Below are 18,581 nucleotides of genomic sequence, written 5' to 3'. Positions count from 1 at the left end.
GACTCGCAGGCGTTCATCGACACCGTCGTGCGTATTGCTGATACCTTTGGTGGGATCAATCTGGAAGACATCAAGGCGCCTCAGTGTTTCGAGATTGAACGCATTTTGATTGAGCAGTGCAACATTCCGGTGTTCCACGACGACCAGCACGGCACCGCTATCGTGACGGCGGCAGGTATGCTGAACGCGCTGGAAATTCAGGGTAAAACCATCGAAGAGGCAAAAATTGTCTGTCTCGGTGCCGGCTCAGCAGCGATTGCCTGTATGCGCTTATTGGTGAGTCTGGGCGCGCAATACCATAATATTTTCATGATAGACCGTCGCGGCGTTATCTATCCCGGCCGCGAAGGCTTGAACGAATACAAAGAAGAGTTTGAAAACGATACGGATGCCCGCACGCTGGCCGATGCCATGCATGGCGCAGATGTGTTTGTCGGCCTGTCGGGCCCGGATCTGGTCAGTGACGAGATGCTGCTGTCCATGGCGCCCAAGCCGATAATTTTTGCCTGCTCAAACCCCGACCCGGAAATCAAACCGGAAACGGCGCACGCACTGCGCGACGATATTATTGTGGCCACTGGCCGTTCTGACTACCCGAATCAGGTCAACAATGTGTTGGGCTTTCCATTCATTTTTCGTGGTGCGCTGGATGTTCGCGCCCGTCGCATCAATGAAGAGATGAAGATCGCGGCGGTTCATGCCATCCGTGATCTGGCTAAAGAACCCGTACCGCAAAAAGTAATTGATGCCTGTGGTTGTGGCCTTCTTGAATTTGGCCCTAATTACATTATCCCGAAGCCCGTCGATGCGCGTTTGTTGTCGAAGGTGCCAGCTGCGGTCGCGCAAGCAGCGGTTGATTCCGGTGTGGCGCAATTGCCCTATCCCGAGCATTACCCTCTCTGATCTGCGTGCTCCCTTGCGTTAACGCGAGGGGGGCACTTGCCACTAAGACCTAAGCGCGATAGCGTTTCTCCTTTGACTGCGACAAGGAGAATGCTATGGCCAAATCGACGCTTGGCAAACTGGGTGTCTGGGCCTGGGTCGATAACGCTGGGTTTGATGGTGCTGCTCAGTTTGCTCACACCATAGAAACTCTGGGCTATTCAGCACTCTGGGTGCCTGAAGCCGTAGGCAACGATCCTTTTGTTACCCTCGCCGTCATTGCGCAGAAAACCTCCACGCTGAAACTGGCAACAGGAATCGCCAATATTTATGCCCGCGATGCGATGGCTATGCAGGCAGTGCGTAAATCCCTGGATGGGCTCAGTGGCGGCAGATTGATACTCGGACTTGGCGTATCGCACCCAGAAATGGTTAGCACCTTTCGTCACCATGACTACGGTAAGCCCGTTTCTACCATGCGCCGCTACCTGGAGTTGATGGAGGGCGCGCTCTTCGCAGGCCCGCAGCCTGAGCGACAGGGCCTGCTAATGTTGGCGGCGCTGCGTCAGAACATGCTGGGGCTGGCGGCCGAAAAAGCCGACGGTGCTCACCCCTATTTTGTGCCGGTCGAGCATACCGGCCGCGCACGCGAAATACTCGGCCCTGACAAGCTGCTCGCTCCGGAACAGATGGTGTTGCTCGAAACCGACCCCACGGAGGCGCGCCGTATCGCCCGAGGCTATATGGCGACCTATATCAGCCTGCAAAATTATCGCGCCAATTTACTTTCCCTGGGCTTTGAAGAAAAAGATTTTGACGACGGTGGCTCTGACCGGTTGGTGGATGCCATTGTGGCGTGGGGTGATGAGGATGCGTTGGCGGCACGGATTCGAGAACACTGGCGGTGTGGCGCCGATCATGTCTGTATTCAGGCCCTGCGCAAGGATGGCGAAACCGGCTTTGATATGGAAACCCTGAAAAAACTGGCCCCACTGGCGACAGAATAAATGCGCGAAAAGGTTGTGGTGTTCAGTGGGGCGGGTATAAGCGCCGAAAGCGGCCTGCCGACATTTCGCGGCGCTGATGGCCTGTGGCGCAATCACTCCGTGTATGACGTTGCCACACCGGAAGCGTGGGCTCGAGACCCGCAGCTGGTGCTGGATTTCTATAACGAGCGCCGTCAGCTGTTGCGTCGGGTTCAACCTAATGCGGCACATCGCGCATTGGCGGCACTGGAGCAGTATCACGAGGTTGTGATTGTCACCCAGAATGTGGACGACCTGCACGAGCGGGCAGGATCCAGAGGCGTGATTCATCTGCATGGGGAGCTGATGAAAGCGCGTAGCAGCGAACGGGAAACGTTGGTCTACCCATTGGGTGAGCGTGATATACAGCTCGGGGATCTGTGCGAGCTCGGCTCGCAATTGCGCCCGCACGTTGTGTGGTTCGGTGAGTCAGTGCATAACACCGATCAGGCATGCAACCATATTGCGCAGGCAGACAAATTGCTGGTAGTGGGCACTTCGTTGTCAGTCTATCCTGCGGCGGGTTTTATTACGTTGGCTCCCGATAAAACGGAGCGCTACCTGATTGCTCCGGAGGTCGACTCACTGCCAGACGGGTTTGTGTGGCTTAAGGGAACTGCTGCCGAGCAGATACCGCCTTTGCTGCAATCCTGGATGAATTGATTGGAGAATTGGTTCCTCACACGTAGCGTATAGCTCCGCCATCGATTCTTATATTCTGTCCGTTAATAAATGCAGCCCGCTCACTGCATAAGAAAACCACCAGATCCGCGACTTCCTCTCGGGTGGCCAGCCGCCCGCAGGGATTTGGAAACTCGGTTTCAACCACTTTGCGCTCAATTGTGATCCAGTCGCTGCCCCAGCCTTTTTTTTCTGCCTTCAATCGAAAGCCAGCTTTCAGCTCGGGTGTGCGGATATAACCGGGCGAAACGGTATTGACGGTAATCCCGGTGTTGCTGAGTTCCTGCGTCAGACTGACGCTCATGGTGGCCAGCGCGCCCTTGGCCGCGTAGTAGTGAGGCATGATGCGGTTAGGCTGATGACTGCCAATCGTTCCCAGATTGACAATTCTCCCCCAGCCATCCGCTTTCATTGCCGGTACCAGTGCGTCGCACAGCCGCGCCACTGACAGTACGTTTTTCTGATACATATCGAGCCAGTCACCTTCTGGGGTTTTCCCCCATTTGCCGGGGCTCGCTGTACCATAGTTATTCACCAGAATGTCGACTCGTTGCCCCAGCGCAGCAAGTTGTTCAATGACCTGTGCGCAGCCGCTTTCCGTGGCGATATCGCCGTAGACGCCGGTTGTGGCGCCGTCGAGATCGCCATCCTTGAGCCCGTGGCGAATCACTGTTGCTCCCTCATTTTCGAGGGTGTTGGCGATAATTTCACCCGTGCCGCGATGGCTCCCGGTAACAAGCGCGGTTTTACCGGTTAGTCCAAGTTCCATAATGTGTATCCTGTCAGCGTTGTTCAAAGACGAAAATAGTCTCACGATCGCCCACTGTGGCAAAATCCCCCTACACGTAAAAGCATAAGAGGTTACCAATGAACTATTGTCCCCAATGTGCCAGCCCGCTGGGAGAAGTGCTGATCGATAGTGAGATTCGCAAAGGCTGCCAGGACAAGCAGTGTGGCTTTGTGGTCTGGAATAATCCGACGCCGGTGGTGGCCATGATCGTGGAAGTGGAAGGCGGTGTTGTGCTCGCGCATAACGTGAATTGGCCAAAGACCTTCTATTCCATTATTACTGGTTTTCTCGAGGCGGGTGAGGATCCGCTGGAATGTGCCAAGCGAGAAACCAAGGAGGAGCTTAACCTGCACGCGTTAGACTCCTCACTGGTAGGTGTCTATGCCTTTCCACAGCAGAATCAGGTGATCATTGCCTATCACATAAAAGCTGCCGGCGAGATCAAACTCAATCATGAGCTGGATGACTATAAGATCGTGCCAGTGAATGAGTTAAAGGGCTGGAGTATGGGCACTGGCCTGGCTATCAACGATTGGCTTGCCGCTCAGGGGATTACCCCCGAACTGGCTTTCTGAGCTGCTTCGGCTTCTTCTTCGAGATCGCTTTCCTTAGGGTCGAAGAAGAGGTCGTCGAGAGTTTTCTCATCTTCGTCGTATTCTTCGTTCCTGGGGTCGAGTTCAACCATGACTGGCAAGACATCCGGCGATACGGCGACAAAATCTTCTTGCTCATCCGGGCTCAAAGCCGGTACTCGCTGCAGGTCGCGCAAGATGAAAACCACCAGCAATCCCAGCAGTAAACTATTGGTTACGTAGAAGCCGTTGGCGCCAATAGCGTTCATAACACCCGCGTTCAGCAGTGGGCCAATCAGGTTGCCAATGCCGTAAGCGGTCAGTAGGGTCGCGCTGGCGGCAACAATCTGGTTTTGTGTCATTCGGTCATTGGTGATGGCCACGGCGATCGAATAGATCGAGGCCGCAAGCCCAAAAAATACTGCCGTAAAGGCGCATAGCCAGAGAAAACTCAGGTCGCCAATCAGAAAAACTGCGGCGCCTGCGAGGCCGGCAATGAGAGTGGCTACCAGCATGACCCGGGCGCGATCATGGCGGTCGCAAAAATAGCCGATGGGCCCGGCAATGATCATTGCCGAGAGGATGGCCACCGCCATATACACGGAGATCTGTTCGACATCGAGGCCGGTACCTGTGGCATACACCGGCGCCATCGCATAGAAACCGCTCATCACGACGCCGTTTAGCAGTGACGCAATAACGCCCAGTGGTGCTTCTCGATAGACCTCCACCATGGGTAGAGCCTCTACCGCTTCAATGTTTGGAGAGTGCATATGACTCATGGCGAGCGGGATCAGCGATGCCACCAGCAGTATTGCTGCGATGCTGAAGGGGACAGCTGATTCTGGCGGGGCCACCTGTAGCAGAAGCTGGCCGCCCGCTACTGCGGAATAAAAGAAGATCTGGTACATAGAAAAAAGGCGTGCGCGGTTGCCTTCGGTTGCTACGCAGCTGAACCAGCTTTCCACGGTCATGATCAGGCCTGCAGCGGCGATGCCGCTGAAAAAACGCAGCACGCTCCAAAGCCAAACAGATTGCCACATGGGATAAATCAGCGCGGCTATGGCGATAGCTGCGGAAAATACGGCGAAGGCGCGAATATGGCCAACACGTTGAATGATTCGCTGGCAGACGCGCGAGCCAATTACAAAGCCGAGCGCGAAGAAAAATAGCACCGAACCAATGGTCATGGAGTCGATACCGCTCAGGCTCATGCGTACGCCCAGCAAAGAATTTACGAATGCATTGCCACTGGCGAACAGCACAACACTGAGAATCAGGGATGATAAGGCGACGACAATTCTAGTCATTGATAGTAAGCGCGATCTATTCCGTGTTCGTGATTTAACTCTAAGACGACGTCTGCGGTATGTGGCAGGTCGGAGAGGTTGGCCTCTGTGAGGCGTTGATAGTGCTGAATAAAGCGTGCAATCTCGTCGGCGCTCATCAGCCCTTTGCCGTCGGGATTGCGCGAAGCAAGCTTGCGCTCCTGCTCCAGTCGCCAATGATACACACAACTGAAGTCTGGCGCTTTCAACAGTGCCATTGTATGCAAACGCTGAAATAGTTGCTGGTAATTTTGCAGACTGCGATTTACAAATGCCCGCCAGTGACCCTCAGGGTCTTCCTCGGCTTCAAGCGCGTTGACCGGTGTTTTCAGTGCTTGCGCCGGCTGGGGCCGGGAGCCTACGCACCAACCTTCGAGTATGACCATATCCACTTTGCCGGTGACTGCGGGCCAGGTGTGAGCCGGTGCGCGATCATCGCAACTTTTGTAAAAGCGGGGGATGGCGGTGGATTCGCCGCGCTGCTGTGCGCATAGTCGGTCGAGAATATTCATGCCCAGCGCCACATCGTGGGTTCCGGGCACGCCCCGGGTTTGCAGCAGCGGGTGAACGGTTTGCGCGAGCGATTGGCGTTCGGCGCGGGTGAGGTAGAGGTCATCGATAGACAGCACGGCAACATTCCAGCCGTGCTCCTCACCCAGAAAACGGGCCAGAAAGTCAGCGAGAGTGGATTTTCCCGAACCCTGGCAGCCATTGATGCCCAGCAAGTGAGGGCTGCGCTTATGATTGCTCAGCCAGTCAAGCAGAGGGAAATAGTGCGTTTGGGCCAAATGGACAAAAGCAGGTGGTAGCTGGTGATCGGCGGCAAAACGGTTGAGCTCTTCGAGTCTCGCGGTCAATGGGTGCTCCCGGCTGGCCTACTGGCGTATAAAGGCGCGGTGATCCTCGTCAGTGGCGCTTTCCTTGCACTCACCGGTGACAAGCGATTGACTGAAGCCGATCTGTTGTCTGACCACAACATAGCCTTGTCGGCAGTAACCGGTCACCCGAATTTTTTCGTCGATCAGATTCAGCACCCGGGTTTCAATGTGGGCTTTTTCCTTTTCTGCGGAGTAGGGTGCCATTTCTGGCGGACTGTTCATATCGCGGGTTTCGTTGGCATCGAAAACGAGTTTTGGTTTTTGCGGCTGGCTGGAGGGGGTATCTAGCCGATAATCGAACATCTTGCTGCCATCAGCCAGAATACGCGGCTGAAAGGTTTCGGTTTCGTCGTCGCGCAACTGGCTATTGCTGCAGGCAAGCAGCAGCCCACACAAGGTCAGCATAATAACGGTATGTGCCTTCAATGCCCTCTCCTTCTATTTCCCGTCTGCGGCAAATCGGGAGCGATCCTCGGCTGTTGCCGCCTCTCGGCATTCACCACGCAGTGATGCATTGGCGTAGCCGACGAGGGAGTCAAGTGTGTAGAAACCCTCTCGGCAATAGCCGGTTTCTTCCAGTTTGCGCGCAACTGCGCTATTTAGGTAGCGCTGGTTTTTCTTGCGCAATTCTTCGGCGCTGTACACGTCGCGGCCGTCTGTAAACCCACCAGATTGGTCATAGGGTAGCAGGGTGCGAAGTTTTTCTCCCCGTGAAAATTCATAGAAAAACAGTTTGGTGCCGTTGTCTAGAATACTGGTTCGGAAGCGCTCGTCGACGCCCCCTTTGCTGGGTGCGCTGGAACAGCCATGCAACAAAGCAAGTCTCAAGCCGAACGCAAGGAGTACTGGATGCAAATCAACCTCTAAAAATTTGTCTAACCGATGGACATTGCCAGCATACGGCTTAGCTGGCACAACTGCCAGCCGCTCTCGGCGTGCATGGCATTGAACGCGTCCTGAATTTTGCGAAGATCGCGCTGTGCGGTCGGGTTGTCTCTGTCGATCACGCCGTTGAGTTTGAGCGCTGCGCAAACATCGCGACTCAGGATAAATGTGTCCTTGCCCGTAAAACGCAGAAAATACTGTCCGCTGTTACCGCCCAGGCGCGAACCGTGCTTTTTCAGGTATTGCCACAGGCCAATGACATCGTCTTGCGGCCATTGCCCGAGAAACTTGCCGACACTGCCGTATTCGCGTTGCAGGTCGAGCACCAGCAGGGCGTTATCCTGAACCGCTTTAACCTTGTTCAAATTACGGATGATGCGGGTGTCTGAGGCCATTTCTTCCAGCTGTTCTGGGGAGCGTGAAGCCACCCAAATGGGGAGAAAGCCATTAAACACCTCTTCAAAGCCGTCCCACTTGTTCTGTACCACTCGCCAGACAAAACCCGCACGAAAAATGCAGGCTGCCATCTCCGCCAGATAGCGGTCGTCACCCACGTTAGCCAGTTGGCGGGCTGTTTTGGCCTTGGGCAATTGTGCCTGCAGGGCGTCTTCGCCGCCCTGGTGGTCAAGTGCGCGTTGGTAGCAGCTTTGAAACAGTGTGGGCATGGTCGCTCCCAGGTGTCGGTGAACGGCGAGGATAGCGGGGGGCTTCGGCAGCGGCAAGTCGATCTCGGGCCGGTTGGTCGGGGTGGCGAGTTGTCTTGCGGATAAACTAATCCTGCTTTATATTAAAGAAGGTTTACTAAATGCGAAGGGCGGCACTATGGGGCAATCATCGGACAACGTGGGAGCGCTTAACTCTGACAGCGAAACCCTGTGGCGCACGCAGTATTACGAGCCCGCTGTTGCCGAACACGGCGAGCGTAAGACCGGGTTTAAAACCCAGAGTCTGCGCTGGGACATTAAACCGCTCTACACCCAGGCCGATTTGGATGCGATAGGCTTTGATCCGGATCAGGATCTTGGTCTGCCCGGCACCTATCCCTACACCCGGGAAACCCGCGCTGCGGGCTATCGCGGCGACCTGTGGGCGATGACCCAGGTCAGTGGCTTTGGCTGCGCCGAAGACTCCGCCAAGCGTTGGGAGTACATGGTCAATCAGGGGCTGGATTCCATCATCATTGAATACGACCTGCCTACCACCAACGGTTATGACTCCGACAACCCGTTGTGCCGCGGTGAAGTGGGTCGTGCCGGTATGGCGTTGGATACGCTGCAGGACATGGAAGATGCTCTCAATTTCCCGCTGGAGAAACTCAAGAATCTCACCTCGGTATGCAATGCCCCACAACCGGTGAATCTGGCGATGCTGATTAAGGCCCTGCAGCGCAAGGGTAAAAAGCTGGAAGATATCCGGTTGATGATGCCCAACACCATCTTGGTTGAGTACACCTGCGTTGGGCGCTATATCTACCCACCAAAGCACGGTTTGCGCTTGGCGTGTGATGTCATTGAATATTGCATGAAGCATCATCCCAACTGGATGCCCCTGAATATTGTCGGTGCGCAGATCTACGCTGCACGGGGTAACCCGGTGCAGGAAATCGCCTACTCCTTTGCCATGGCGCGTGCCTATATCGATGAGTTGCTGGCGCGCGGCCACAAAATTGACGACGTGGCGCCGATGGTGAGTTTTATCACCGGTATCGATATGGACTTTTTCGAAGCTATTGGCAAGTTGCGCGCCTATCGCAAAGTGTGGGCGCGCCTGATGAAGGAAACCTATGGTGCGAGCGCTGAGGAAGCCCTGAAGCTGCGCCTGATGAGCTCACCCGGCACCATGTCTATGGCCTTACAGCAGCCGTTGAATAATATTGCGCGGCTCGGTATCGAAATGCTGGCCTGCGCCCTAGGCGGCGGCGCCCACACCATCAATACGCCGCTCTACGATGAGGCTCACGCCCTGCCTAGTGAAGATGCCATCACCATTGGTGCCAATATCCATCATATTGTTGCTCAGGAAACGGGGGTGGCCGACACCATTGATCCGTTAGCAGGTTCTTACTATGTGGAGTACATGACCAAGCGGCTGGAAGATGCCGTGTTTGCTGAGATGGAAAAAATTGAAGCCATGGGTGGTGCCTTGGGTGCGCTTGAAGCCGGTTACTTTCAGAGCGAGCTGGCTAACGAGCAGATAGCCATGAACAGCGATTTTCACAGTGGGGAGCGCAAGTTTGTAGGAGTGAACTACCTGGTGAAAAAAGACGAGCAGCGAGAGATCGAGATTTTTCGCCACGATGAAGCCGCCGAGGCCCGTCAGATCGAGCGCCTCAATCGCATAAAGGCCAAGCGTGATAACGCGGCGGTGGAGCGGGTGTTGGAAAAGGTGCGCGAGGCGGCGCGCGGTAATACCAATATGGTGGAGCCAATGCTCGAAGCGGTGGAGGTGTATGCCACCCACGGTGAACTGTGCGATGCCATGCGCGATGTATTTGGTGAGTACGACCCGAATGCGTTGACGCCCACGCTGTAACAGCTTTCGCGAAAATAGAGAACACTCATGACCCAACCGATTAGAATTTTGCTGGCCAAAATTGGCCTTGATACCCACACCATCGGTATCACGGTGCTTGCCAAAGAATTGCGTGACCGGGGCTTTGAAGTCATCTTTTCAGGCCTCAAACAAACGCCGGAGAAAGTGGCCAATGCTGCACTGCAGGAAGACGTTGATGTCATAGGCGTGAGTTGCCTGTCTGGTGGCCACATGACACACCTGAAAGTGCTGGCTGAGCGGATGCGTGAGTTGGATCTTGACGACCGTATTCTGATTGTCGGCGGCGTTGTTCCGGAGGAAGATATCGAGCCGCTCAAGGCGCTGGGTGTTGATCAGGTTTTTACCATGGGCGCCAATATGGATGATATCGCCGCCTATCTGCGCAGTGCAGTGAACGCCTGATGCGGCGTCCGGTTGTGCTCGATGACGCCTGGCAAACGGCGATCCGCGCGCGGGACGCCGCCACTCTGGCGCGAACCATTACCGCGATCGAGCGCTCGCCGGATTTTCTGCTCAGTCTGTCGCGCAGGATATTTTCGGTGCAGCCGGTGAATAGCATCGGCATTACCGGTGTGCCGGGCGCGGGCAAGTCCACATTGCTCAATCAGCTGATCCGCCACTATCGTCAGTCCGGTAAAAATGTTGCTGTGCTGGCCGTTGATCCCAGCAGCCTTCAAACCGGTGGCGCGGTACTGGGTGACCGTCTGCGAATGCAGGATCACGCCTTGGACGATGGTGTTTTTGTACGCTCACTATCTACCAAGGGGCAGCTGGGCGGTGTGTCCGAAACCACTTTTATCACCTCGCAGCTACTAAAGTTTGCCGGCTTTGATCGCATCTTTATCGAAACCGTTGGTATTGGCCAGAACGAGCTGGATATTGTGCGGGTGGCAGATGTGAGCACACTGGTGTTCATTCCCGGCGGTGGTGACCACGTGCAGGGTATCAAGTCGGGCGTGATGGAAGTGGGCGACGTATTCACTATCAATAAATGCGATGTAGATGGGGTACGTGCCCTAGAAAAAGTGCTGCAGCTTGAAGCCCATGACAGGGAAAACAAAACCGGGTTTGCTACGGCAGTGTGTCGAACCAATGCTGTCAGTGGTGAGGGGGTCGAGGTGCTGGTGCAGGCTCTGGAAGCTGCGCTAGATGCCCCGCAGGCGCAAGCACGCCGCAGCCTGCAGTTACGCGCCTTTTCTGAGCTGTTGTTAAACATTGAGTTGCGGCAGAACTGGCTGGTGCCGTTTGTACAGGGAACATCAGGAACAGCATTCTTTAAGGCATTGATGCAAGGCGAGGCACAGCCGGCGGATATCGTGGATGCTTTTCGTCGCCAACACCATGACAACTAAGGTTTTGGCAGCTACAGACCTGCATTGTCGTACATGGCTAGCCAGGGGATACGCATGAAACCGCAAGGCGGCTGGTACCTCGTTGTTCTGTTGTTCTTCGCTTACATGCTGTCGTTTCTGGATCGGCAGATCATCGCGCTGCTCATTGAGCCTATCAAGTTGGAATTGGGGATCTCAGACTTTCAGTTTTCCTTGCTCCACGGTCTCGGCTTTGGCGTTTTCTTTGCACTTTTTGGAATCCCGATTGCGCTTGCAGCTGACCGCTGGAACCGCACCCGTATCATTGGTCTCGGCATTGTGGTGTGGAGTGCGATGACTGTGGTCTGTGGATTGGCGCGCAGTTACCTGCAGTTGTTTCTGGGGCGCATTGGCGTGGGCGTGGGTGAAGCCGCGCTGGCGCCTGCGGCATACTCTCTGCTAGCAGATGTGTTTGACCGTAAGCGCTTGCCCACGGCAATGGCGGTGTTTTCAATGGGCAGAACGGTAGGTAGTGGTCTGGCATTTCTGTTGGGTGGATACCTCCTGACAACGCTGGCGCAGTGGGATCGCAGTGAGATCAGCTGGCTGGCAGGTTATGCCGACTGGCAGCTGGCCTTTATGATGGCAGGCATGCCCGGGCTACTGCTGGCCTTGTTTATTTTTGCGCTGAAAGAACCGGTCCGCAAAGGCTTGCTGGATACCCGCCCGCAATCGGTTGCCGCGCAGCTGCGCTCTACGTTTGTATTCCTGCTCAGCCACAAGCGACTCTATCTCGGAATTTTTATCGCCATTGCGGCGACGACTGCGATGAGCTCCGGCTTTATTGTCTGGGCACCGGTCTACCTGATGCGCGAGTTCGGGTTTACGCCACCGGAGGCAGCGGCGCGGTTTGGCAGCGTTTTTATAGTGGCAGCCAGCGCCGGGGTGCTTGGCGGCGGATTGTTGGCGTCGCATTGGCAGCCGCGCTTCGGGCAGATCACCTATTTGCGGGTTATGCGGGTGGCCATGAGCGGCACATTGTTGGCGATATTGCCGCTGCCCTTGCTCACTGATCCAGTGGCGGTGTTGGTGTTGATTGGTTTGGCGGTATTTTTCACTCAGTCACTGGCAGCAGTTAGCGTAGCTTCGATACAGGTGATTACGCCTAATGAAAAGCGTGCCCAATTATCGTCGTACTTTCTGCTGTTTGTTAATTTACTGGGCTACGGTAGCGGCGCCCCACTGGTGGCAGCAGTTACCGACTTCGTGTGGCGGGACCCGTCGGCACTAGGCTGGTCGCTCAGCCTGGCGGCTCTGGTGCTGTTGCCGTTGGCGCTGGTGGCGGTGACGGTGGCCTGGCCGCACTATAAAATAGCGCCGAACTATGCCATTGCGAACCCCGAAAGCCCTGCGCAAGACGATCTTACCTATGCCCGATAATACGCTGTCCATGCTGCTTGAACGCTACCGGGAAAAAGCGCTGGGCGTGATTCTGTTTTTGGTGGTAGAAGATTACGAAAGCCGTTTTCTGGCGGCATATCGTGAGCTGGGTTTTGGCGATGTGCAGCGTTCTCATGGCGCGGTGTTGAGACACCTTGATGGCAATGGTGCCACGGTAAGTGTGTTGGCAAAGCGGGCGGGGCAGAGCAAACAGAGTATCGGTAAGGTGGTGCGTCAGCTCGAGGAGCTGGGTTACCTCAGTGTGGTGGTGGGTTTAGAAGACAGACGCTCGCGGATAGTACGCTTCAGTTTGCGCGGAGAGCGTTTGGTTAGCGTTTCGAATCGGGTGGTAGACGATATCCGGCGCAATTACCGTCAACTGCTGGGTGAGGCGGAATTTGCGAGGCTGTACACGATACTGGATGAGCTGACGTCGTCATTGGGTGTCCGCCAGCGGATGCAGGCGGCGGGTGATGCGCAGCGGTTTCTCCATTTTGGCCGTTTGCTGGTGGAATTGGCGCTGGATTTTGAACAACGGCTGACACAGCAGGTGGCCGGTGACGTAGACGTTGCATTGAGTCGTCCGGTGTTAAACCAATTTTACTATCTGGCGCCGCGCCCACTATCCGTGTCGGCGCTGGCCGAGCCGCAGCGAACCACCGTACAGGCGGTTAGTCTTACGACGCGAGGCATGGTGCGGCAACAGTTGCTCAACGTTCAGGAAAGTTCTCGCGATAGTCGCGCCAAAGAGCTCTCTATTAGCACTGAGGGCCAGCGGTGGTTGGCGGCGGTGGTGGCCGGGTGTGAGGCGGTGTTAGCGCTCTATGCAGAGAGAATCGGTGCCGCAGCGCTGCAGGAATTTGAGGTATTGTTGCGTCGCCTCAATGGCGCATTGTCAGTCGACGCTAGCGAATATACTGCAATGCCAGTGGAATGAATATCGCGCTGTAACTGCCGGTCAGGCACAACGCCAGGCTGGAGAACGCTCCGGCAACCGGGCTGCGTTCGAAGGCGCGTGCGGTACCGATCGCGTGGGCACTCAGGCCAAGGGCGAAGCCCCAAATGCGATCGTCCTTTACGCCGCAAATTCTCATTACCAGATTGACGAAAACAATGCCGACAATGCCGGTAAGAATAACAGCGCTAGCGGTGACGCTGCTCAGACCGCCAACACTTTCGCTGATACCGATGGCGATGGGCGTGGTGACAGATTTCGCCGTGAGAGAGAGTACCGTCGTTTCGCTGCCACCCAGCCAATGGGCGAGAAAAACGGCTGACAGGCAGGCGAATATTCCCCCGAGTGCAACCGTGACCACAATCGGCAGGGCCATACGTTTGATCAATGGCAGTTGTTGGTAAAGGGGAATAGCCAGCGCGACCGTGGCCGGCCCCAGCCAGAATGTGAGCCAGCGGGCGTCGTTTTCAAAGGTCGCAAAGTCGATGTCTAGCGTAAACACGGCGGCCGCCACTAGTATGGCGCCAGCGATGGTGGGGTGGAGAAAGGCCGGCTGCCTGAGCTTGCGATAGAGCCAGCTACTGAGTTGATAGGCCGCGAGCACCAGCGTAATGGCAAACAACGGGGAGTGCAGGAGGTCGGTCATAGCGTCAGCCTCGGCGCCCGGCCAGGAGTCTCATTACCAGCGCGCTGAATACTAGCGTTAGCAGTGTGCCTCCTACGATCGCGCCGATAAATGCCGGCCATTGATCGTTAAAACTGCGTCCCAGGAAGAAAATACCTGCTGAGGGTACGATCAATAGTAGCGGTAAAAATCCGATCAGCGTCTGGCTGCTCGAAGACAATGAGTCGCTGATGCCGCCGCGAATCAGCAGCGTGGCAAAAAGCAGTAGCAAGCCGACGACTGCACCTGGAATAACGAGTCCGGTGAGGCGCACGATGGCCTCTCCGAGAAGGTGAAACAGCAAAAGTGTCAGTACGCCGGATAGTTTCACTACGGGCCTATCGGAGTTTTAGAGAGGCCAGTGCCGCCACACCCAGCACCACAAACCAGATCAAGGACCACGTCGGCATGCTCAGGCTAAGAAAGGTCCATTGTACTTCGGCGCAATTGCCATCCCCCATCATCAGCGTGGTGAACGCTTCGGTGAGTGGCAGAGTGTCAAGAATATATTCTAGGCTGGGGCCGCAGGCCGGAACCTGATCCTCGGGCAGGTGTTGCAGCCAGACCTGGCGGCCGGCTGTACCGATACCGCCTGCACTGGCCAATAGCATGAGGGCCACGTATGCCCGGCGACCGATTTTGCCCGGGTTGTGAAGGGCCGCTGTGAGTGCCGCCACGCCGAGGCAGACATAGAAAAAGCGCTGGGTCATGCATAGGGCACAGGGAATCAGGTACTGAAAATGTTCGGTATACAGAGCGTAAGCCAGCAGGGCAGCGCAGATCAGAAACAAAGCGGTGTAGAGCTGGCGGGCGCTGATCGATGAGGCGGTAGACGACATGGTGGTTTCCGTTATGGTTGACGCACGGTATCCATCAACTCGGGATACAGGCGCAAAAAATGCTGTTCAATAATGGGTAAACGTTCTGCCAAAACCGCGGCGCTGCTATCCAGCGGATTGTCGCGGCGCAATCGCTGCCCGATTCGCGCGAGCATGTTAGCAACCGTCTGCCAGTTGTCCATATTGCCGAGCACATCGTAGCGCTGCAAGCGCTGTGCCTGTTGCCTGGCCTTAGGTGGCAGCGCGGGGTGTTCGGCCTCAAGCCGCTGGTACATCTGCGCGCAAAAGTGTGGCAGCGTTGTGTGGTGAAAGTTCCCCCAGTGCTGGCTGAGGCAATAGTCAAAGCACACATCCAGCATGATGCCGCCGTACCGGCGGTAGTTGGCAGGGAGGGTGTTGAGCAGTGCAATCACCTCGGGGTGGCTGTCGGTCAGGGCGTCGATGCGTCGGTGCAGGACGATGCCCGCTTCCCAGTCGCGCCATTCGCCGCGCAGCGGGCCTTTGACAAAATCACCCAGCAGGCCACCAATGACCAGCGGGTGCGGATCGTCGCTGCCGGCAGCGTGGCACGCCAGATGAAAGTGCGCTAGATAGTTCACCGCTGATTACAGGGTCTCGTATTGCTCGTAGTAGTGCCGCAGGTAGTCATCGAAATCGACGTCATCGCTTTCTTCAATTTTTCGCTGGGCCACCAGCGATTCCTCGCTGATACTGCGGGCTTTAAGCTGCTGCTCTTTGTTCAGCGCCGGTTGCTGGAAGTAATCCCGGTGGGCTTCGGCGCGTTCCATCATATAGCCATAGTATGACAGGTCACGTTCGCGCAGGGTCTCGAGCATACGCGCCGATGGTGTGCGTTCTGGCTGTACCACAGTCTCTCGCCAGTGGCTGAGGCAATCGCCGTAGCGACTGCCAGACCAGGCCTCATCAAAGGCATTGGCAATGGGGGTGAGCTCGTCGAAAATCTGGGTTGCCCAGGTTTGAAGGGTCAGGGCTTGGCCGTGGTCATGGAGATTGAGGTTGGGCTCTCGGCCGCGCTCAACCACTTGGCGAAGGTTGTCACCGATTTCCCGGTACACCTTTTCATTGCACTGTGGACTGTCGCTGATCAGACAGTAAATCAGGAAGGTGTCGAGAAACTCGATCTGTTCGCGTCGGATTCCCAGCGGGCTTTCCGGGTTGACGTCTACGCAGCGCACTTCGATATATTCCACGCCACCGCGACGCAGTGCGCCCAACGGAATTTCACCAGACTGGGTGACCCGCTTAGGTCGAATCGGGCTGTAAAATTCATTTTCTATCTGCAGAAGCCCTGCGGAGAGCTGCTCGCTTTGCGAAATTCGGGCGTAGTCAGGGTGGGGCGTCTGAATCGCCTTTTTTAGGGTCTGGATGTAGTTTTCCAGCGTGTTGTAACAGATGTTCAGCGAGCTTTGCGCAGCGCTCTGGTAGCCGAAATCACCCATGCGCAGCGAGGTGCCGTAGGGGTTATACAGCGTGCCTGATGAGAGCCGGTCAAGCTGATGAGATTTGCCTTCGAGAAAACAACTACACACCGCCGGCGCGGCGCCAAACAGATAGATCAGCAGCCAAGACAGGCGGCGGAAGTTGCGAATCAGGCCAAAGTAGCGGTCAGTAATAAAATCCTGAGTGACGGTTTCTCCATTGGCATCGGCCAGCCACTGCCACAGCTCGTCCGGCACTGAAAAGTTGTAGTGTATGCCAGAGATGGTTTGCATGCGGCGGCCATATCGTTGGCCCAGGCCCAGTCGATACAGGGTCTTCATGCGGGCGACGTTGGAACTGCCGTACTGCGCTACCGGAATGCTGTCATCGGGACCTAGCAGACAAGGCATACTGCCGGGCCACAGCATTTCTTCTCCAAGGTTGGCATAAGTCCAGCGGTGAATCTGGTCGAGATGATCGAGGGTGTCGTCAATGCTGGTGCTGACTGGCGTAATGAACTCGAGCAGCGCCTCGGAAAAATCGGTGGTGATTTCCGGGTGTGTCAGGGCAGAGCCCAACGCGCTCGGGTGGGGCGTGCGGGCCAACTCGCCGGCGGTATTGATACGCAGGCTTTCTTTTTCAATGCCGCGACGAATACCGCGCAATGATGCGACGTGGCGATTTAAAGCTGCCAGTATGTGAGGTTGGGTGCTAGACAATGGGTATTCCTCAACGGGGCGGCTGGCAAGTGTAATCGCCGCTAGAGGCGCGTACAAGTTGCAAATTGGCAGGACGGTGGTGCGTTTATGTCAGCATCCTGGCTTGCTGGACAGGGAAATAATACGGAATATGAAGAAATGGTCATGGCTGTGCCGCAGCGATGACGAATAATGCAACACGGCGAATAATCAGACGGTAGTAAGGACGTAGCATGCAACTCAGCGAGATTGATATCTACAACCCCGACAACTATGTGGCGGCGGTACCTCATGAGCAATTCCGGCGGCTGCGTGATGAAGCACCGGTGTTCTGGCACAAGCATCCTGACGGGGGCGGTTACTGGGTGATCAGCCGTTATGAAGATGTGCGACAGGTATCTCGTGACTATGCGACCTTTTCGGCGCAACGCGGCTTTGTCATGGTAGACGAACTGCCGCCTGAAATACTCGGCATGGCGCAGGGCCAGTTGCTGGGAATGGACCCTCCTAACCACGGGCCTATTCGGCGTGCGGTGATAGAGCGATTTACTTCAAAAATGCTGGTGAAGATGGAGCCGATGGTGCGTGAAATTGCGCGTGAATCGCTATTGGCTGCGCGGGATATCGCGCGTGACAAAGGCGAGTGCAATTTTGTCTTTGATGCTGCAGGCAATCTTCCAACCGCCGTTATTTGCAGCCTGATGGGTGTGCCGCGCGATATGTGGGGGCAAATCCGTCATTGGTCGGATATGCAGACATCTGCCGGTGATCCGGACTTGGGCGCAAGCCCGGAAGAAACCCAGCAGATCAGCATGGAAATGGGTATGTACGGCTATCAGCTGGCTACGGAGCGTCAGAACAGCGACGCCGATGACCTTATTTCCCTGCTGATCAACGTCGAAGTAGATGGTCACAAGGTCAGCGCCGAAGAGTTTGCCTCGCTGTTTATCCAGATCACGGTGGCCGGCAATGAAACCACGCGCTCGATGATTGCCAGTGGTATGCATGAGCTGCTGAAGCAGCCTGAGCTGTATCGCCAGCTGGAGGCCAACCCGGACCAGCTGCCGGCAGCGGTGGAGGAAATGCTGCGGTGGTCAACGCCGCTACATTACTTTCGGCGTACAGCAACCTGCGATACCGAGCTGCGGGGCCAGAAAATCCGGGAAAATGATCGAGTGGTGATGCTGTACTCATCGGCCAATTTTGATGAGCGCGTGTTTGAAAACCCGCTAACGTTTGATATCTCAAGAAACCCCAACCCCCACTTGGCTTTTGGGCACGGCATACATCTGTGCCTGGGCGCTAATCTGGCGCGACTGGAAGCCCGGATTTTCTTTGAGGAGTTCTTCAAGCTGTTTAGTGGTGCCGAGTTGGCCGGAGAGCCAAAGCGTATTCGCTCAAATCTGGTGAATGGCTATAAAGATATGCCTGTGAGGCTGCAGCCGCGCTAACGCGGCTGTTCACTGGTTGGGCTAGTCGGCCTTAGCTATTGGCGGCTTCGCGCAAGCCGTGCTTGAGTACTTTATCTGCCCACTGGCTCTGTGCCGTTTCGCGCGATGGATAAAGCTCTACCCCTGACTGGTATTCATTTCCCACCTGTCGGGTCCACTTGACCTCGCCTACCAGCGTCAGCGGGTATTC

21 protein-coding genes are annotated in these 18,581 nt (G+C 55.9%); 10 read left to right on the top strand and 11 right to left on the bottom strand.

What is annotated here, in order from left to right:
• The 3 genes from ABYP39_RS09905 to ABYP39_RS09895 all read left to right on the top strand — a co-directional run.
• A partial coding sequence (locus tag ABYP39_RS09905; protein ID WP_372782327.1) for a malic enzyme-like NAD(P)-binding protein occupies positions 1–903 on the top strand: 903 nt, incomplete at its 5' end.
• Between the two features lie 95 nt (positions 904–998).
• A complete protein-coding gene (locus ABYP39_RS09900; protein ID WP_372747427.1) occupies positions 999–1,889 on the top strand; it encodes a TIGR03620 family F420-dependent LLM class oxidoreductase in 891 nt (296 codons plus the stop codon).
• Positions 1,890–2,570 carry an NAD-dependent deacetylase gene (locus ABYP39_RS09895; RefSeq protein WP_372782325.1) on the top strand — a complete coding sequence of 227 codons (681 nt, stop codon included), beginning with the start codon at positions 1,890–1,892 and terminating at the stop codon, positions 2,568–2,570.
• A gap of 16 nt (positions 2,571–2,586) precedes the next feature.
• Here ABYP39_RS09895 and ABYP39_RS09890 read toward each other — a convergent pair whose 3' ends face one another.
• Complete coding sequence (locus ABYP39_RS09890; RefSeq protein WP_372782323.1) at positions 2,587–3,357, bottom strand: SDR family NAD(P)-dependent oxidoreductase; 771 nt, start codon at positions 3,355–3,357, stop codon at positions 2,587–2,589.
• A gap of 98 nt (positions 3,358–3,455) precedes the next feature.
• On the opposite strand from ABYP39_RS09890, the gene ABYP39_RS09885 reads away from it, so the two are divergent.
• Entirely contained in the window at positions 3,456–3,953 is a 498-nt protein-coding gene (locus ABYP39_RS09885; protein WP_372747430.1) for an NUDIX domain-containing protein, read from the top strand.
• Here ABYP39_RS09885 and ABYP39_RS09880 read toward each other — a convergent pair.
• The 5 genes from ABYP39_RS09880 to ABYP39_RS09860 are packed head-to-tail and all read right to left on the bottom strand — an operon-like array spanning position 3,923 to position 7,706.
• Positions 3,923–5,260 (bottom strand): MFS transporter, encoded by a 1,338-nt coding sequence (locus ABYP39_RS09880; protein ID WP_372747431.1) that lies wholly within the window; start codon positions 5,258–5,260, stop codon positions 3,923–3,925. The two genes, ABYP39_RS09885 and ABYP39_RS09880, sit on opposite strands and share 31 nt — an antisense overlap.
• Positions 5,257–6,135 (bottom strand): hypothetical protein, encoded by an 879-nt coding sequence (locus tag ABYP39_RS09875; RefSeq protein WP_372782321.1) that lies wholly within the window; start codon positions 6,133–6,135, stop codon positions 5,257–5,259. Before ABYP39_RS09875 ends, ABYP39_RS09880 begins: the two co-directional genes overlap by 4 nt.
• An 18-nt stretch (positions 6,136–6,153) precedes the next feature.
• Positions 6,154–6,582 (bottom strand): hypothetical protein, encoded by a 429-nt coding sequence (locus ABYP39_RS09870; RefSeq protein WP_372758860.1) that lies wholly within the window; start codon positions 6,580–6,582, stop codon positions 6,154–6,156.
• Between the two features lie 12 nt (positions 6,583–6,594).
• Positions 6,595–7,011, bottom strand: coding sequence for a hypothetical protein (locus ABYP39_RS09865; protein ID WP_372782319.1), 417 nt, complete (start codon positions 7,009–7,011; stop codon positions 6,595–6,597).
• Positions 7,012–7,031: 20 nt separating this feature from the next.
• Positions 7,032–7,706 carry a DNA-3-methyladenine glycosylase I gene (locus tag ABYP39_RS09860; RefSeq protein ID WP_372782317.1) on the bottom strand — a complete coding sequence of 225 codons (675 nt, stop codon included), beginning with the start codon at positions 7,704–7,706 and terminating at the stop codon, positions 7,032–7,034.
• Positions 7,707–7,863: 157 nt separating this feature from the next.
• Here ABYP39_RS09860 and ABYP39_RS09855 point away from each other — a divergent pair, with 157 nt between their 5' ends.
• Genes ABYP39_RS09855 through ABYP39_RS09835 form a run of 5 tightly spaced genes read left to right on the top strand, consistent with a single transcriptional unit; the run spans position 7,864 to position 13,281 of the window.
• Positions 7,864–9,573 carry a methylmalonyl-CoA mutase family protein gene (locus ABYP39_RS09855; protein ID WP_372782315.1) on the top strand — a complete coding sequence of 570 codons (1,710 nt, stop codon included), beginning with the start codon at positions 7,864–7,866 and terminating at the stop codon, positions 9,571–9,573.
• A gap of 27 nt (positions 9,574–9,600) precedes the next feature.
• The gene (locus ABYP39_RS09850; protein WP_372748166.1) at positions 9,601–9,996 is read left to right on the top strand and encodes a cobalamin B12-binding domain-containing protein; all 396 of its coding nucleotides are present in this window, start codon (positions 9,601–9,603) and stop codon (positions 9,994–9,996) included.
• Positions 9,996–10,946 carry a methylmalonyl Co-A mutase-associated GTPase MeaB gene (gene meaB / locus ABYP39_RS09845; RefSeq protein WP_372782313.1) on the top strand — a complete coding sequence of 317 codons (951 nt, stop codon included), beginning with the start codon at positions 9,996–9,998 and terminating at the stop codon, positions 10,944–10,946. The genes ABYP39_RS09850 and meaB overlap by 1 nt, the downstream gene beginning before the upstream one ends.
• A gap of 54 nt (positions 10,947–11,000) precedes the next feature.
• Positions 11,001–12,344, top strand: a complete 1,344-nt coding sequence (locus tag ABYP39_RS09840; protein WP_372782312.1) for an MFS transporter — start codon at positions 11,001–11,003, stop codon at positions 12,342–12,344.
• Positions 12,334–13,281, top strand: coding sequence for a MarR family transcriptional regulator (locus ABYP39_RS09835; RefSeq protein WP_372748163.1), 948 nt, complete (start codon positions 12,334–12,336; stop codon positions 13,279–13,281). Before ABYP39_RS09840 ends, ABYP39_RS09835 begins: the two co-directional genes overlap by 11 nt.
• On the opposite strand, the gene ABYP39_RS09830 is transcribed toward ABYP39_RS09835, so the two are convergent.
• The 5 genes from ABYP39_RS09830 to gshA are packed head-to-tail and all read right to left on the bottom strand — an operon-like array spanning position 13,250 to position 16,961.
• Positions 13,250–13,945, bottom strand: coding sequence for an LrgB family protein (locus ABYP39_RS09830; protein WP_372748162.1), 696 nt, complete (start codon positions 13,943–13,945; stop codon positions 13,250–13,252). The genes ABYP39_RS09835 and ABYP39_RS09830 overlap by 32 nt on opposite strands.
• A 4-nt stretch (positions 13,946–13,949) precedes the next feature.
• Positions 13,950–14,294, bottom strand: a complete 345-nt coding sequence (locus tag ABYP39_RS09825) for a CidA/LrgA family protein (protein WP_372748161.1) — start codon at positions 14,292–14,294, stop codon at positions 13,950–13,952.
• Positions 14,295–14,301: 7 nt separating this feature from the next.
• On the bottom strand, positions 14,302–14,802 hold the full coding sequence (locus ABYP39_RS09820; RefSeq protein WP_372748160.1) for a disulfide bond formation protein B: 501 nt from the start codon (positions 14,800–14,802) through the stop codon (positions 14,302–14,304).
• Positions 14,803–14,813: 11 nt separating this feature from the next.
• Entirely contained in the window at positions 14,814–15,401 is a 588-nt protein-coding gene (locus ABYP39_RS09815) for an ACP phosphodiesterase (RefSeq protein ID WP_372748159.1), read from the bottom strand.
• Between the two features lie 6 nt (positions 15,402–15,407).
• Positions 15,408–16,961 (bottom strand): glutamate--cysteine ligase, encoded by a 1,554-nt coding sequence (gshA, locus tag ABYP39_RS09810; protein ID WP_372782311.1) that lies wholly within the window; start codon positions 16,959–16,961, stop codon positions 15,408–15,410.
• Positions 16,962–17,173: 212 nt separating this feature from the next.
• On the opposite strand from gshA, the gene ABYP39_RS09805 reads away from it, so the two are divergent.
• Complete coding sequence (locus ABYP39_RS09805; RefSeq protein WP_372748157.1) at positions 17,174–18,391, top strand: cytochrome P450; 1,218 nt, start codon at positions 17,174–17,176, stop codon at positions 18,389–18,391.
• The last annotated feature ends 190 nt before the right edge of the window (positions 18,392–18,581 follow it).

It is taken from the genome of Litorivivens sp., from assembly GCF_041625495.1.
GTDB lineage: Bacteria > Pseudomonadota > Gammaproteobacteria > Pseudomonadales > Spongiibacteraceae > Litorivivens.
The sequence above is the reverse complement of the archived record's forward strand: the minus strand, read 5'-3'. Positions and strand labels throughout refer to the sequence as shown.

What these genes read in the sequence shown, in the direction of transcription:
- ABYP39_RS09900 (WP_372747427.1), top strand. Translation starts at nt 999, where the DNA reads ATGGCCAAATCGACGCTTGGCAAACTGGGTGTCTGGGCCTGGGTCGAT.
- ABYP39_RS09895 (WP_372782325.1), top strand. Translation starts at nt 1,890, where the DNA reads ATGCGCGAAAAGGTTGTGGTGTTCAGTGGGGCGGGTATAAGCGCCGAA.
- ABYP39_RS09890 (WP_372782323.1), bottom strand. Translation starts at nt 3,357, where the DNA reads ATGGAACTTGGACTAACCGGTAAAACCGCGCTTGTTACCGGGAGCCAT.
- ABYP39_RS09885 (WP_372747430.1), top strand. Translation starts at nt 3,456, where the DNA reads ATGAACTATTGTCCCCAATGTGCCAGCCCGCTGGGAGAAGTGCTGATC.
- ABYP39_RS09880 (WP_372747431.1), bottom strand. Translation starts at nt 5,260, where the DNA reads ATGACTAGAATTGTCGTCGCCTTATCATCCCTGATTCTCAGTGTTGTG.
- ABYP39_RS09860 (WP_372782317.1), bottom strand. Translation starts at nt 7,706, where the DNA reads ATGCCCACACTGTTTCAAAGCTGCTACCAACGCGCACTTGACCACCAG.
- ABYP39_RS09855 (WP_372782315.1), top strand. Translation starts at nt 7,864, where the DNA reads ATGGGGCAATCATCGGACAACGTGGGAGCGCTTAACTCTGACAGCGAA.
- ABYP39_RS09850 (WP_372748166.1), top strand. Translation starts at nt 9,601, where the DNA reads ATGACCCAACCGATTAGAATTTTGCTGGCCAAAATTGGCCTTGATACC.
- meaB (WP_372782313.1), top strand. Translation starts at nt 9,996, where the DNA reads ATGCGGCGTCCGGTTGTGCTCGATGACGCCTGGCAAACGGCGATCCGC.
- ABYP39_RS09840 (WP_372782312.1), top strand. Translation starts at nt 11,001, where the DNA reads ATGAAACCGCAAGGCGGCTGGTACCTCGTTGTTCTGTTGTTCTTCGCT.
- ABYP39_RS09835 (WP_372748163.1), top strand. Translation starts at nt 12,334, where the DNA reads ATGCCCGATAATACGCTGTCCATGCTGCTTGAACGCTACCGGGAAAAA.
- ABYP39_RS09830 (WP_372748162.1), bottom strand. Translation starts at nt 13,945, where the DNA reads ATGACCGACCTCCTGCACTCCCCGTTGTTTGCCATTACGCTGGTGCTC.
- ABYP39_RS09820 (WP_372748160.1), bottom strand. Translation starts at nt 14,802, where the DNA reads ATGTCGTCTACCGCCTCATCGATCAGCGCCCGCCAGCTCTACACCGCT.
- ABYP39_RS09805 (WP_372748157.1), top strand. Translation starts at nt 17,174, where the DNA reads ATGCAACTCAGCGAGATTGATATCTACAACCCCGACAACTATGTGGCG.